Below are 15944 nucleotides of genomic sequence, written 5' to 3' on the forward strand. Positions count from 1 at the left end.
TCCTTTAATAATAATGCTATTGTAATAAGATTATAATAAAATTAAATTATTTATTTAAAAGGGGAGAATGATTTTAAAATTTGCTCCATGATAACTTTTAGTTTTAAAGTTAAAATCTTTATTTTTAACTTTTATAGAACCATTTAATAGTTTTTCTACAATCTGTTGAGTCATATAAAGTCCAATACCAGTACCATTGGTTTGATGTTTAGTTGTAAAATATGGTTCAAATACTCTATTTAATATGTTTTTTGGTATTCCTCCTGCATTGTCTTGAATCTCTATTGTTAACTTTTCATTTTTTACATATGTTTTTATTAAAATAAGTTTTTGATCAATATTGTCTATATCAATTAATGCATCTCTAGCATTATTTAATATATTAATTAAAGCTTGCACTAATTCATTTTCTAAAGAAACAATCTTTAAATCTTCTATATCTTCAATGATTATAATATTTTTTGATTTGAATTGCACATTGATTAAATTTAATGTTCTAAAGATAATATCTTTTATACTAAATTCATTGAACTCATCATCTTTAGGCTTAAAAAAAGTTCTAAAATCTTCAATTGTTTGGGATAAATGTTTAGCTGTTTCAGTGATATTTTGTAAGTTTTTATCAATTGTTTTACTGTCTAAAATTCCTAATTTATTTTGTACTTGTGCTCCAGTTGCAGTAGTAGTTATTAAAGATAAAGGTTGTCTCCATTGGTGGGCAATATTTCCTAACATCTCTCCCATTGAAGCTAATTTACTTTGTTGAAAAAGAAGTGCCTCTTTTTGATCTTTTTCATCTTCAAGTAGTCTTCTTTTTGTTATATCTTGTATTGTTCCATAAATTTTTTGATTATCTTCACTTAATTGTCCTCTACAATCAATCCAAATAATATTCTTATCTTTAGGCCTAATTATTCTATAAATACAAGCATGGTCAGTTTTTTTATTCATAGTATTTTTTAGCGAAGATTCAAATCCTTTCCAATCATCAGGATGCATGATTTTCTTTAGAAAAGTAGGCCCAGCTTTCTCTTTTAGTTTTTCAATTCCTAAAATATTTAAAATTTCATCAGACCAATATGCTTCTTGAGTTTTAATATCAAATTTCCAGTCCCCAATACTTGCAGTTTTTTGAGCTTTAATTAAAGTTTTATGTTTCTCTTCTAAACTTGATTTATATTTATAAAAGCTTTTTTCTACATATCTTGAAATAATATGTGAAATAACTAATAAAATAAAAATCAAGATTGAACTTAAAAATATAGTCTCTTTTAGATATTCATTATATTTAGTTTCTAGGTGATTTTGTCTTTGTATAATTTTGTCATTAATTTTATCAAAGTTAAAACCTGTTCCTATAACCCAATTCCATTCTTTAATCCATCTTGCATAACTGATTTTTTTGTTTATATTATCTTCTTTAAAGGGATATTCAATAAACTTTCCATTTGAAAACATCTCTTTATTTTCGTAATATTGTTTGAAATCTTTTATAGATTTAGTGATATCTAAACCAATCAAATTAGTATATTTATGGGATAAAACTTTCGCATTCTCATCTGTTATAAATATATACCTATCATCTTTATATCTTATTTTACTTATATAATTTAAAATTTTCTTTTTTAAACTCTCTTCAAAATCATCAACATATTCACCTGTTCCGATAAACCAATTATAGGGTTCAAATTTTTTAAATAAGCCAACTTTTTTATATTCTTTTTTCTTATCAGTTGATTTATGCCAATACCAATCATAAAAGGTTTCACTTTTTTGACTTAAGATTTTATTCATCTCTTGAAGTAGAAAAACTCCTTTTAAGTCTTTATAGTTCCATAAAGAAGTTCCTTCAATCTCTGGGAAATCACTATTTAAGATATTTGTACCATCCATTTCATAAATAAAAAAGTAACCCCTTCCCTCATTGTTTCTAATTGAACGAAGGGATGTCTTTATAATATCAGTAATCTCCTCTTTTGTTTTTTCATTTTTGTATTTATTAAATATTCTATAAGCAATTTCATATGCATTATGAACTTGATTTCTCAAGTTATTTTTTAAATCGTTTTCAGTATTCTTTTTTATCATAATCATAGATTGGGTAATTGAATCTATCCAAAATTGAATATCACTTTTTTCATCTTCTATTTGAGTTGTCATTATGAGGTTTTTTTCAGCTTCTATATTTGATTTGTGTTCTTTATAAACTAAAATTGAGATGACAATTGTTAAAAGGAGTATAAAAATAGAAGGAGAGTATTTTATAACATTTACTAGAGTTCTTTCTTTCATAACACATCCAAAATAATATTATTTTCATTCTATCTTTTTTTAGTTTTTATTTCAATTTTTTATATTTTTAGTTAAACTAACAGCCTAGAAAAGGAGTAGAATGAACACAACAATTATTATATTAATTATTTTGACAATTATACTTATTTTAATGTATAACTCACTTATTGCTAAGAAGAACCAAGTGGAAAACCTCTTTGCCTCAGTTGATGTGCAATTAAAAAAAAGATATGACTTAGTTCCTAACATTGTAGCAAGTGTTAAAAGATATATGGATCATGAAAAATCACTGCTTGAAGAAGTGACCTTTTTAAGAACACAAGGTATGAAAAACGATATTAACAATTCACAAAAAATGAGTATTGATAAAAAGTTTTCAAAAGCTTTAGCAGGACTTATGGTTACAGTTGAGGAATATCCAGAATTAAAAGCCAATCAAAATGTAATTGAATTACAAAAATCATTAAATGAGATAGAAGAACAAATCTCAGCATCAAGAAGAGCATACAATCAAGCTGTTACAGATTATAATAATGCAATTGAAATGATACCAACAAATTTTATGGCTAAAATCATGAACTATAAAGAAAAAGAACTGTTTGAAATAGAAGATACACAAAAAGATAATATTCTAGTTAAAGAACTTTTTAGTAATAAATGATTTAAAAAAGTAAAATCTTGCAAAAAAATAAAAGTGTTGATGAGCTAAAAGAGTTTTATAAAAGTACTTTAGTAAAAGATGTAAATAAACTTGAAGAGAAAAGAAAAAAATTAAAAAACAAACTTCTTTTTATCTACTTTATAATGTTTTGGAATGCAATCTCTATCTACTTTATCTTTTTTTACAATAGCCAAAATAGTGTAGATGGGATTTTTATTACAATAGCTGTTTTAGTTTCACTTGGAATTTTTTTATATAAATATATGAAAAAAGACTACAGAAGTGAATTTAAAGAATATATAATAAAGCCTTTAATAAAACAGATTGATTCAAATTTAAATTATTCTTCAAACCTTCATATTTCTAAGACTATTTTTGCTGATTCAAAACTTTTTTCTTACCCTGACAAGTTTACAGGAAATGATTTTACAATTGGAACAATTGATAAAACTCAAATTCAATTTTCAGATATACATGCCAAAAAAAAATATAAAGACTCAAAGGGAAGAACTAAATACTCTACTATATTTCAAGGACTTTTTATAGCTGCTGATTTTAATAAAAACTTTTATGGCACTACAATTGTTCTTCCAGATTTTGCTCAAAATAGTTTTGGTGATTTACTTGGCTCTTGGTTTCAATCAAAAAATACTTCAAGGGGCGAACTTGTAAAAATGGATAGTGTTGAGTTTGAAAAAGAGTTTGTTGTTTATTCCGATGACCAAATTGAAGCAAGATATATTTTAACTCAAAACCTTATGGAGTTGATTTTAAATTTCAAGAAAAAGTCTAAAAATGATATTTATATATCATTTACAAAAAATAAGTTACATATTGCAATTGATTATAAAAAAGATCTATTTGAACCTACAGTTTTTACATCTTTATTAGATGAGACACTTATCTTCGAATATATAGAGATATTAAGCCTTGTAATAGGATGCGTTGAGGAACTAAAATTAAATAGAAGAATCTGGAGTAAAGATTAAACTATTAAAAACCTTTGATTCCAACTATCATAAAACTTACTGCTAGAGTTATAGTATATGCTTTCCATAAATTATTTTGAATTTTTAAATTAGTTTTATAAAAAACTGAATTTTCTATTGTATTTACATTTTTCACGTTTTATCCTTATTTTGATAATGAATATCGGTATATTACTTACCTATAGCTTAATTAATTATTAATGATAACAATTATTGTTTTAATAATAACATCTCTTTCAGAAACTATTTTTAAGGAATGCAAATTGCATTCCTTAGTTTTAGAAAATGAAAATCAATTTCAAAAGAAATTTTAATGATAACCATTATTAATATTAAGTATTAATTAAGGATTTTTCTCTTACAATTTCAAAATTCAATTGATAATAAGTATCATTTTAATATTAAAAGGAAAAATATGTCTAAAACGAAATTAATCGCTTCAAGTTTAAGTTTAGCTGCAGCTTTAGTATTTGTAGGTTGTACTACATCAAACCAAGAGATACAAGCTTCAAATAAAACAGAAATCAAAAAAGAAAACTCTGAATTAGTTACTTACGCAAAAATTGCACAAGCTAATTACTCAGATGCTTTAAATGATGCAAAGAGTTTAGAACTTGCAATTGCTAAATTTATAGCTAATCCAACAAATAGCACTTTAGCAACTGCAAAAAATGCATGGTTAGTCTCAAGGGAATCATATGGGCAAACTGAGATCTTTAGACTTTCAAACGGTCCAATTGATGCTGAAGAAGGATGGGTAGCAGATAATTATGGTTCTTTAGAAGGACAATTAAATGCTTGGCCACTTGATGAAAACATGATTGATTATACCATTGATGCAGATGGGAAGAAAACATCAGGAAATATTATTGATACAGTTGGTTCTTTTAACCCAGGTGGAGAAGAAGCAAGTGCAGTTGATGTTTCAAATATCACTGTAAATGCAATCACAGCTTTAAATGAAAATGGTGGAGATGCAAATGTTGCAACAGGATACCATGCAATTGAGTTTATTTTATGGGGACAAGATCAAGATTATTCTAATTTTGTTAAAGATGGTATTACAAATGGGCCTTTAACAGCTGGACAAAGACCACTAAGTGATTTTACAAGTGATTCAAATGCACCAAGAAGATTAGCTTATCTAAAAGCCGCTGCAAGTAAAATTGTTGCTGATTTAGAAGTTATCAATAAAGCTTGGGCAAATGATGGTTTATATAAAAACGCATTTTTAGGAAAATTAACTGGTGAAAATAAATCAAAAAATATACCAACACAAGATGCCTTAAAACAAATTATTGCTGGAATGGGTGTATTTATTAAATCTGAACTAGCAAATGAAAGAATTGCAGTTGCAGTTTTAACTCCATCAGAAGAAGATGAGCACTCTTGTTTTTCTGATAATACACATAGAGATATAACAGCAAACTATCTTGGATTTAGAAATGTATTAACTGGAACATATATGGGTAAATCATTTGGACCTTCTTTATTAGATGCCCTATCTAGTGAAGATAGAGATAGAATTATCACACTTATGAAGTCTATTGAGAAAAAAATTGCAAGTGTAAATAAAACTGCAAATACAACTGCACACTTTGATTATCAAATTCAACCAGATAATCCACAAGCAAAAGTGATTGTTAAAATGAAAAATGAGATGAGAAAACTTGGTGATGAAATGGTTACAGTAGCACTTGCTAATGGAATTTCTTTAAGTGAAGATGATGTTACAGATCCAGAAGAAACTAAACTATAATATCTTCTGTTTTAAAATTACTTTGATAAAAGCCCTTGTAGCAATTTTTGCTATAGGGCTTTTTTCGGTTAATTGTAGTGCAAATGATATAACATCAACTAAAAGTAAATCTATACTTTTAAAACCAATTGATGGATTAAATGATGAGCAATATGATAAATTTATCTTAGGTAAAAGTTTTTTTAGAATCCCGTGGGTTGAAGCTCCAAGTGCCACAACAGCAAGAGATGGTTTAGGACCACTTTATAATGCAAATACCTGTGCTTCTTGTCACCCAAGCAATGGTAGAGGTACACTTTATAATAAAAATGGAAGTTTTGCTAGAAGTTTAATTCCAAAACCTTCATATGATCCTATTTATGGTTCACAAATAGCTATAAACGGAATCCATGGTGTAAAGTATGAAGCGAAAACTGATATAAAATTTGAAAAGATTAAAGTTATGTTTCCAGATGGAGAAATTGATACACTTTTAAAACCAATTTATGCTTTAAAAAATTTACAATATGGTCCTTTAGATAAAAAAACAGTTTTAAGCTTTAGATTAGCTCCAAGTTTAAATGGTATTGGATTAATATCTCAAATTAGTGATGAAGATATATTAAAAAATGAAGACCCAAATGATAAAGATGGTGATGGAATTTCAGGTCGTGCAAATTTTGTTTACTCACCAATTACAAAAAAACAAGAACTTGGAAGATTTTCTTGGAAAGCTAATATTTCAACCTTGAAACATCAAACAGCGGATGCAGCTAATAATGATATGGGTTTAACAACAAGCTATTATCAAGATGAAACCTGTACAAAGTTTCAAGAAGAGTGTAACAAAGCACCTAAAGCTAGAGATGCAATTGATTTAACTAATCAAAGGCTTGAATCAATTACATTTTATTTGGAAAAAAGAAAAACATACAGCCAAAAACTAAATAAGAGTAATAAAGGTTACGAAATCTTCAAAAAAATCGGATGTGTAAATTGTCATATAGATAGTTTTGAAACAAAAAACGGAATAAAGTTTGCACCTTTTACGGATATCTTATTACACGATATGGGAGAGGGTTTAGCTGATGGAAAAACAGAAGGCAAAGCTAATGGTAAAGAGTGGAGAACTGCACCTTTATGGGGCTTATCACTTCATGAAAAGATAAATAATAAAAAACCAAGACTTCTTCACGATGGTAGAGCTAGAACTTTTCAAGAAGCTATTTTATGGCATGGTGGTGAAGCTAAAAAGGTCAAAGAAACATATATGAATTTAAAAAAAGAAGATAGAAGAAAATTATTAGAATTCTTAAAAGAGGTATAAAATGAAATTATTAAAAAGTATTGTTTTACTTACTGTTTTTACAATTAGTTTAGTTGCTAATACAGATAAAAAAAACATTGAAGTTATTGAGACTTTATATGAAAAAGTTATTTTAAAAGATATTGAAATAGCTGTAAATGATGCAATAAATCTAAAAAAACAACTAGAAAATAAAAATACTCAAAAAATAAAAGAGGAGTTTTCTAAACTTATTAGTTCATGGAAAAGTGTTGAAAGTTTTTATATTTTAGGTGATTTGGATGAAGATTATATTGATACTCCAAGATACATCGATATTTTTCATAATGGAAATGAAGATATAACTAAACAATTAGACCGTGCAATAAAAAGTAGTGATGAACTTAGAATTGCTTTATTTAAAAACTCACAAAAATCTATAAATGCACTTGAATATATCATTTACAAAAAAGATATTTCAGAAAAAAGAGTAAATGAAATCTCAATTGCAATAATTAACAGAATCATAATGCATCTAAGTGATGTACAAAAGAGCTATAAAGAGAATAAAGAAAAACTTTTTGAACAAATAGAAAAAGCAAATTCTATTATTATCAATAGAGTTGTATCTAACTCTTATAAACTAAAAGAGTGGAGAGTTGGTGATGTTATAGGTAAAACAAAAAAATATAAAGATAAACCAGATAATAGTAGAGCAGAATATTTTACAAGTAAAAATTCTGCAAGGGCAATATTATCTATTTTACAAACATACAAAGAGATTTTTGATAATGATGAAATCTATGATTATGGTGACTATTTATTAACAATTACTGATGGTGAGATTTTAAATGCCTTAAAAGAATCAATAAACAATTCTATTAATGAAGTAAAAAAAATCAAAAATGATGATTTTTCTAATGCAAATACTCTATATGAAGAAGTAACAAATATACATGTAATCTTATTTGTTGAGATGATTGAAGAGCTTTCAATTAATGCAAAAATTTTAGATGCTGATGGAGACTAAATAAATTGGAAGATCTACTGTTTTTGGAATATATAATTAACCCATCAAAAAGAACATATTGGGTTTATATTTTATCTTCAATATTTATAGCTTTTATATATATTTATTTTAATAAAAAAATCTCAAGGGTAAATTTTAGTTCAAAACTTTGGCTTCATGAAAGTGCCAAGTTAGACTATTACTACTTTATCCTTTCATATTTTATAAAAACAGTTATGATTATTCCAATTATAATTAGTGCAAAAACAATTGCATATTTTGTTAGTAAAAATATCTATTACCAATTTGGTTTTAATCAAATTCAAACAATTTCATATGAGAATATATTGATTTTATATACTATATCTTTATTTATTGTAAGTGATTTTACACGATATTGGTTACATAGATTTCTACATACAATCCCAATTCTTTGGGAGTTTCATAAGGTACATCATAGTGCAAAAGTTTTAAACCCATTAACATTTTATAGGGTTCATCCAATTGAAAATATTCTTTTTGGATTAAGATACTCTTTTGCCATTGGTTTTGTAACTGGAATATTTATATACTTTTTTGGTTCAAAAATTGGACTAGTTGAGATTTTAGGAGCAAATGCCTTTATTTTTACTTTTTCAATTATTGGATCTAATTTAAGACATTCTCATATTCCACTAGCATACTTTAGTTTTTTAGAAAAAATATTTATATCTCCAAAACAGCATCAAATACACCATAGTAAGAAACATTTTAATAAAAACTTTGGTGGATATTTGGCTCTTTGGGATAATATTTTTGGAACTTTAGAACTTTCTAAAAATGTAAAAGTTTTAAAGTTTGGTCTTAGAAAAGAACAAATGGAAGATTATAACACTCTAACTAAGTTAATAATCACTCCATTTTCAAATATTTTAAAGAAGGAGAAATTTATTTTGAAATATTTAAAAACAGCTACAACTATAGCAACAGTATTAATTTTATTTGCAGGATGTTCAAATCAAGAATTATCTAAAGAAGATTTGCTAAAACAAACTAAACAAAAAGAGGCTTTAGGACAAGTTTTATTTTTCGATAAAAACTTATCTAAAAATAGAACACAAAGTTGTTCAACATGTCATAACCCTGAAACTGCTTTTACAGATAATAGAGATAATGGTATCTCAAAAATGGCATCATTAGGTGATGATGGAAAATCATTAGGAGATAGACAAGCTCCAAGTGCTATGTATGCTATGTTTAGTCCTGAGTTTCATTATGATAAAGAGAAGAAAAAATATATTGGTGGTCAGTTTTGGGATGGAAGAGAAGCAAGCTTAGCAGGACAAGCTGGTGGTCCACCACTAAACCCAATTGAGATGGGAATGAGTTCAAAAAAAGAGCTTGTTCAAAGACTAAAAGAAAACCCTTATTATATTCAAACATTTAAAGATATTTATGGTGAAGACATTTTTAATAATATTGATAAAACATATTTTGCGATGACTGACTCAATTGAAAAATTTGAAATGACTGAACAATTTGCACCCTTTGATTCTAAATATGATAGATATTTAAAAGGGGAATACGATTTAACTCCTTTAGAGGATTTAGGAAGATCTTTATTCTTCTCCCAAGCAAATAACTCTTGTGCAACTTGCCACTTATCAAAAAAAGAGGATTCAAGAGATGAGACATTTACAAACTATGAATTTCATAATATTGGAACACCAATAAATTATAAGTTAAGATCAAAAAATGGTGTAAAAGATATTGATAAAGGCTTATTGGCAAATCCAAAAGTAAGTGATGAGATACATAAAGGTAAACACAAAGTTCCAAGTCTTAGAAATGTTGCTGTTACAGCTCCTTATATGCACAATGGTGTTTTCAAAGATTTAAAAACTGTAGTTGAGTTTTATGATAAATATAATAACTCTGATAGAACTATCAATCCTGAAACATCAAAACCTTGGGGTGAGCCAGAAGTAAAAGAAACTATTTCATTAGATGAACTAAAAGCAAAGAAACAAAATGATAGAAAAATAGATGCTTTAGTTGCCTTTATGAAATTACTAACAGATAAAAGATACGAACATCTTTTAGAAGAGAATAAATAAAAGGATTTTTCCTTTTATTTATCTAGTTATTCCCCAAATAAAACATTTTCCTTTTGATTTATTATTTTTGAAGTAAATAATCCAACAATTACTATAGTTAGAATCGGTATTAAAAGAAAATATAAAATTAAAACATCAGCTCTAAAGTCCCAATAAGATTCAAATAAAATATCACTTATAAAATATGAAGCGATACTTCCTAAGATGATTCCTAAAGAACTTGCAGAAAAAGAGATGAGTCCATATTCAATCAAAAAGGAATTTCTTATAACTTTATTTTTAACCCCAATCATCTTAAGTCTTAAGATATTATTTTTTTGTAGATTCATTTGATACTGAATAATAATAAAACTCATAAGAAGTCCAATAATTATAGAATAGAAGCTCATATTATCAGTTATTTTAGTAACATTTTTAACTAAACTAGCAAAGGTTTCAAACAAACTTTTTACATCTAAGATGGTTAAAGAGGGAAAAGTATCTGTAAGTTTTAATAAAAGTTTAGAAGCATCATAATCACCTTGAGAGATTGTTGCTAAAACAGTTTTTGGAGCATCATTTATAGCTCCATCTTGCATTATAAAAAAGAAGTTTGGTGTAAATTCAATCCAATTTACAGACCTTATATTTACAACCTTTGATTCAAGTTCTAATCCTAAAACATCAAATACAATTGTATCCCCAAGTTTTATTCCACTTCTTGAAGCATATCTTTGTTCAACACTTAATTCAATTGGTTTAGAAAAATCACTTGAATCATATACTCCACTAAATCCCCTTCCCTCAAGTATAGTTTCACTTATCTTTAATTGTTTTCTATAAGAAAGATTAACAGCTGATCTATTTGCTTCATTAGATTTTTGTGAGTTTTCAGTTATATCTTTATCATTGATTTTAAGAACTCTTGCTCTTATCATTGGTGCAGTATTTTCTAATTTTGCCCCAAAACCATCTAAACTTTTTTGAATATCTTTCAATTGCTGTTCTTTTGCATCAATTACAAAAAATCTTGGTCTTTCATTTGCACTTTGTGTTAAAGCAGATGAAAGGGAAGAACCAACTTGAGGGATTAAAGAAAAGAAAATAGTACACAATAAAATCGCAGTAAATAAAGTCAAAGAAGTTTTATTTTCCCTTGTAATATTTTTCATAGCAAGACTTAATGAAAGATTTTCTAAATGTCCTGAAAAATCAAATTTTCTTAGGATAAAAGAACCAATTACAAAAAATAGAAAAATCAAAATTAATACTGCTGATGCAAAAAATAAACCTATATTTTTACTTGGTGTTACAAAATGAGATATTATTAATAACAATACAATAAAAGGAGTAAACCAAAAAATCATCTTTAAAAATTTTGTGCTTTTTCTTTGTAAAAGTGGTCTAACTAATGGTATACCAACACTTAAACTTACCAATATAAGTAAAAGTGCAGATTTTAGAAAGAATGAAAAATCAAAAGTGAAATCAAACTCAAAACCTATTAGTTTTTGTACAATTGGAGCTAAAAAGTTTGCACTTAAAAGTATTAAAGAAAAAACAATAACACTAGAGATTAAAATCAAAACAAATAAATGGCTAAGATAGGTTAAAGAGATTGTTGACTTTTTTAAACCTAAATCATTTAATATATTTATATCTTCTTGATGTTTTTTTAAAAAACCAGAATATAAATAAATTAGTCCAACTAATCCAAGGAAAAAAGACACCAAAGAAACAAGAGATAAAAAGTTTGTAATAAAGTTTAAAACCCTAAGAAGTCTATCCCTCCCATCATTGGGAGAAAGGGCTCGTAAGTTTTTATCAATAGTTTTTTCTAAATTATTTTCTATCTCTTCTAATTTATCATTTGAAAAGTTTTCTTTAAATTGATAACTTAATTTATATCTTGCAGTTGAGCCAAACTGTAAAAGGCCTGTTGCTGTTAAAGCCTCTTTACTCATATAAATTTTTGGCATAAAACCACTAAAGCTAACAGCTTTTAAACTATCTTCTAAAATCACCTTATTGATTAGAAAATTTTCTTTCCCTATTTTTAAGCTATCACCTTTTTTTAAACCAAGTAGTTCCAAAACCTCTTTATAAACCCATACTTCATTTGATTTTGGTATTAAATTACCCTTGGGATAAGTTGTTTTATCTTCAAATTTTATCCCACCATAATAAGGAAAAGCTTCATTTATTTTTACAAGTTCCATAAGTCTAGCTCTTTTGCCAGAACTTACCATACTAACAGTTGATATCCCTTTTGAAAAGTTTTTTATCTCTGGAAGTTTAGTTTTTATATCTTCTATTTGTTCATCTGTGATTGTAAATCTTGAATTAACAGTTAAATCTGCACCCAATAAACTCTTTGCCTTACTATCTAGGGAAATATCAACACTTTGTTTGAAAAATTGTAAATATGACAAAGAAGCAATAGCCAAACAAAAGTTTAAAATAAAAATGATAGAAAAAGATTTCGATCTTTTTAAGGCTTTAGATACAAGTTCTAAAATTAACATAAGTTTAAAGCTCCATGGGCTAACTGATAAATTTTTTCACATCTTGCAGCAACATCCTTTGAGTGAGTTACTAAAATCAATGTGGTATTATTTTGTTTTATCAGTTCAAAAAGCTTATCCATGACAGCAATACCTGTTTCTTCGTCTAAGTTACCACTTGGTTCATCGGCAAGTATAATTTTTGGATTATGAATTAATGCCCTTGCAATTGCAACACGCTGCTTCTCTCCTCCACTCAATTGTGAAGGTATATGATTTAATCTGTGTTCTAAGCCAACAGCTTTTAATAATTCAACTGCCTTTTCCTTTGGCTTTGAAATACCACATACCTTTGCAGGTAACATTACATTCTCACAGGCATTTAAATATGAAACCAAATGAAAATTTTGAAAAATAAAACCAATATTTGAAGCCCTAAAATCATTTAATTCACCCTCTTGTAAATCATTGTAAGAGGTTTTATTTAAAATAATATCTCCACTATCAGCTTTTATAATTCCAGAAACTAGTGATAGAAAAGTTGATTTCCCAGAACCTGATTTTCCCATGATGGCAACTTGTTCACCTTTCTTTAAAGAAAAATTTAAATCATTATAAATCTCTATTTTCTCATCACCTTGTTGGTATGTTTTTTTTAATGATTTTAGTTGTAACATCATAATTTTCCCCAAATTTCTTTTTTTAAAAATTCAAATACATTTTTTGCAATAATTTTATGCCCTTTTGTATTTGGATGAATCCCATCACTTTGATTAAGTTCTTGAACTCCTGCAACATCTAAAAGCAGAAAAGGCATAAATTTTAGTTTATACTTTTCGTGAACAGTTTTAAACATATTTTTAAATTGTTCTGAATACTCCTCTCCATAATTTGGAGGGATTAACATACCTGCAAGTAATACTTTTGAGCCTGCATTTTGTGCAGTTTCAATAATTTGTTGAAGATTTTTTTGACTTTGATTTAAATCTAATCCCCTAAGTCCATCATTTGCCCCAAGGGCAATAAATACCACATCAGGTTTTTTTCTTAAGTACCAATTTAAACGTGAAAGTGCATCACTAGTAGTTGAACCACTAACACCACCATTTATAATTTCAACATCTTTTTTAAGATTAGTTTGAATCATATCTTCAACAATTGATGGATATGCCTCTTTTTTATTAACTCCAAGTCCTTCAGTTAATGAATCACCTAAAAAAAGAATTGTTGATTCTTTTGCATTTGCACTACAAATAAATATTGTAAATAAAATTAAAATAATTTTTTTCATAGGGTATTATATACTAAACGATAATTTTTGTTATTAAGACTGAGTAGTCAAATTTAAGTTAAAAATATTTTAAGTTTTTTAAAAACTTGTGAAGTCTTCTTCTTTTTTTAAACTTGCTAACTCAATTGCATTTTTATGGGGAATAAAATTTAATTTTTGAATTTTGTCATATTCATAAACATCTTTATAAAATTTTAACTTTCCCTTTTCATCAACATTTGCAGTTAAATATGTAATATGTAAAGGCATTTTTTTACTAAGATTTACAGCATCCATTTGCCCTTTTAAATATGTTTTCCTAATCTTTTTATAACTTTGGGGTGTATAATAAGTTGTTAGGTGTTTCATAAGTGAAATTGGATGTTCTAATCTTACACATCCATGACTTGCAAATCTAATTTTTTCTCTATTATCTTTAAATCTCCAAGTTCCAATTGTATCATGCATATAAACTGCATAATCATTTTTAAACATATATTTAACCTTTCCCATGCCATTAGCACGTGAAGGAAGTTGAATAAACTTATAAGGTATATATTTTACATTTTTCTTTAAATATTTTTTCCAATTAATACTATTGAAACTAACTTTAGGAGCATCTATATCATAGATCTTTTTTCTAATAACTATATTTTTCTTTCTTAAATAGTTTTTATCTTTCAAAGCTCTTGGAATAATAGTGTTTTTTGCAATTGAATCGGGGATATTCCATTGAGGATTTATTATAAAATATGAAAGTTCACTTGATAGAATAGGAGTTTGATTCTCTTTTTCACCAACAACAGTTCCAAAAGTTCTTTCAATTTCACCATTTTCATAAAGAGTGAAGTTGTGTGAAGGGATATTAAGCTTAATAAAATACTCATCATCATAATCTTTTAAAAGCTTTAATCTTTCTATGTTTAATCTTAGTTTGTTGTAATTATTAGCACTTAATTTATCAATATCAAGTTTTTCTACAAGTTGAAAAAAACCTGGATGTTTAGGAGCATAATTTGATAAAATTTTTTCTACAGAGATTGAATTATCATTAAACTTTTTTAAAATCTCTTCTTTATTTATTTTCTTATTATATATTTCATAATGTTGTTTTCTTTTTTTGAATTTTTGTGATTTTAATACACTATTAAATGAGATTTGATCAATACAAGAGTTTTCTAAATTACTCACATATTCTAAAAACAAGTTTTCTAAAGCTTTTGATTTTTCTTTTGAGTTTTCCATTTTTAAAATTGAGATATAATTATCTTGTTGTGAACATAAAGAAGCGTATTTGTCATCTTTTAAAATATCTAAAAGTTCTAACTCATTTTTTGATAATTTATATTCATTGATTTTTATTTGTTTTTTTTCTACTGTTTGATTGTTTTTTTGTTTTGCTTGGTCTATTTTTTTTGTTAAGTTATCACTTGGTACTTGTTTTGTACAAGAGATAAAAGTTAAAGATACAAGTGCTAAAAAAAGAAATTTAATATTTCCCATTATTTTCCTAAAATTAAAATTCGTATATCTTAGCGAAAAATCGAAAAAATTCAAAGGTGTGCCAAAACATAAAGAAAACACGAATTATAATATTTTGGCACGGGCTTTAATTAAAAAGATGAAGAGATATTTTTACACCATGAATCAACTCTTTCATCTGTAAGTTCAGGTTGATTATCTTCATCTATTACAAGTCCCACAAACTCTTCGCCAACAACCGCGGTTGATTCTTCAAAATCATAAGTTTTGGTTGAAGTAAATCCAATAACATTTGCACCTTTATCTGCTAGTGTTTCATACATTGTTCCTAAAGCATTTACAAACTCATCACCATAAGAATCTTGATCCCCTAAACCAAATAAGGCAACTGTTTTTCCACTAAAGTCTATTTCTTTGAATTCGGCAAAACAATCTTCCCAATCATCTTGAAGCTCACCATCTCCCCATGTTGGAGTTCCTATAATTGCTAGTTCACAATCATTTAATTTATCTATACCATCTTTTGAAATATCTACAATTTCAAATCCATCTAACTTCTCATGTATTTTGTTTGCTACTTCTTCAGTATTTCCAGTACTTGTTGCAAAGAAAATTGCTTTCATAATATATTGATCCTTT

13 protein-coding genes are annotated in these 15944 nt (G+C 26.8%); 6 read left to right on the forward strand and 7 right to left on the reverse strand.

The genetic code is table 11. The features are described 5' to 3' along the window. Positions 1 to 54: 54 nt before the first annotated feature. The gene (locus tag AC2TY9_RS15090; RefSeq protein ID WP_489778373.1) at positions 55 to 2292 is read right to left on the reverse strand and encodes a cache domain-containing protein; all 2238 of its coding nucleotides are present in this window, start codon (positions 2290 to 2292) and stop codon (positions 55 to 57) included. Between the two features lie 100 nt (positions 2293 to 2392). Between AC2TY9_RS15090 and AC2TY9_RS15095 the strand changes: the two genes are divergently transcribed. Together AC2TY9_RS15095 and AC2TY9_RS15100 are read left to right on the forward strand one after the other, a co-directional pair. Next, on the forward strand, positions 2393 to 2953 hold the full coding sequence (locus AC2TY9_RS15095) for a LemA family protein (protein WP_489778375.1): 561 nt from the start codon (positions 2393 to 2395) through the stop codon (positions 2951 to 2953). Positions 2954 to 2970: 17 nt separating this feature from the next. Continuing rightward, positions 2971 to 3942: a DUF3137 domain-containing protein gene (locus AC2TY9_RS15100; protein WP_489778376.1), complete on the forward strand. Its 972-nt coding sequence runs from the start codon at positions 2971 to 2973 to the stop codon at positions 3940 to 3942. 4 nt (positions 3943 to 3946) lie between these two features. On the opposite strand, the gene AC2TY9_RS15105 is transcribed toward AC2TY9_RS15100, so the two are convergent. Beyond that, positions 3947 to 4078: a hypothetical protein gene (locus AC2TY9_RS15105; RefSeq protein WP_489778377.1), complete on the reverse strand. Its 132-nt coding sequence runs from the start codon at positions 4076 to 4078 to the stop codon at positions 3947 to 3949. 279 nt (positions 4079 to 4357) lie between these two features. Between AC2TY9_RS15105 and AC2TY9_RS15110 the strand changes: the two genes are divergently transcribed. The 4 genes from AC2TY9_RS15110 to AC2TY9_RS15125 are packed head-to-tail and all read left to right on the forward strand — an operon-like array spanning position 4358 to position 10070. Further along, a complete protein-coding gene (locus AC2TY9_RS15110; RefSeq protein WP_489778378.1) occupies positions 4358 to 5701 on the forward strand; it encodes an imelysin family protein in 1344 nt (447 codons plus the stop codon). Next, on the forward strand, positions 5670 to 7007 hold the full coding sequence (locus AC2TY9_RS15115; RefSeq protein ID WP_489778380.1) for a di-heme oxidoredictase family protein: 1338 nt from the start codon (positions 5670 to 5672) through the stop codon (positions 7005 to 7007). Before AC2TY9_RS15110 ends, AC2TY9_RS15115 begins: the two co-directional genes overlap by 32 nt. Before the next feature lies 1 nt (position 7008). Next, complete coding sequence (locus AC2TY9_RS15120) at positions 7009 to 7995, forward strand: imelysin family protein (protein ID WP_489778382.1); 987 nt, start codon at positions 7009 to 7011, stop codon at positions 7993 to 7995. A 23-nt stretch (positions 7996 to 8018) separates the two neighbouring features. Next, positions 8019 to 10070, forward strand: a complete 2052-nt coding sequence (locus AC2TY9_RS15125; RefSeq protein ID WP_489778383.1) for a cytochrome c peroxidase — start codon at positions 8019 to 8021, stop codon at positions 10068 to 10070. 26 nt (positions 10071 to 10096) lie between these two features. Here AC2TY9_RS15125 and AC2TY9_RS15130 read toward each other — a convergent pair whose 3' ends face one another. The 5 genes from AC2TY9_RS15130 to AC2TY9_RS15150 form a co-directional block, all read right to left on the reverse strand. Beyond that, entirely contained in the window at positions 10097 to 12574 is a 2478-nt protein-coding gene (locus AC2TY9_RS15130; RefSeq protein WP_489778385.1) for an ABC transporter permease, read from the reverse strand. Beyond that, positions 12568 to 13233 carry an ABC transporter ATP-binding protein gene (locus AC2TY9_RS15135; protein WP_489778386.1) on the reverse strand — a complete coding sequence of 222 codons (666 nt, stop codon included), beginning with the start codon at positions 13231 to 13233 and terminating at the stop codon, positions 12568 to 12570. The genes AC2TY9_RS15130 and AC2TY9_RS15135 overlap by 7 nt, the downstream gene beginning before the upstream one ends. After that, positions 13230 to 13844 carry an arylesterase gene (locus AC2TY9_RS15140; protein ID WP_489778388.1) on the reverse strand — a complete coding sequence of 205 codons (615 nt, stop codon included), beginning with the start codon at positions 13842 to 13844 and terminating at the stop codon, positions 13230 to 13232. Before AC2TY9_RS15140 ends, AC2TY9_RS15135 begins: the two co-directional genes overlap by 4 nt. A 78-nt stretch (positions 13845 to 13922) precedes the next feature. Next, positions 13923 to 15326, reverse strand: coding sequence for a L,D-transpeptidase family protein (locus AC2TY9_RS15145; RefSeq protein WP_489778390.1), 1404 nt, complete (start codon positions 15324 to 15326; stop codon positions 13923 to 13925). A gap of 110 nt (positions 15327 to 15436) precedes the next feature. Next, complete coding sequence (locus AC2TY9_RS15150) at positions 15437 to 15928, reverse strand: flavodoxin (protein ID WP_489778392.1); 492 nt, start codon at positions 15926 to 15928, stop codon at positions 15437 to 15439. Positions 15929 to 15944: the final 16 nt, after the last annotated feature.

This window comes from Arcobacter sp. ISO1 (assembly GCF_058105185.1).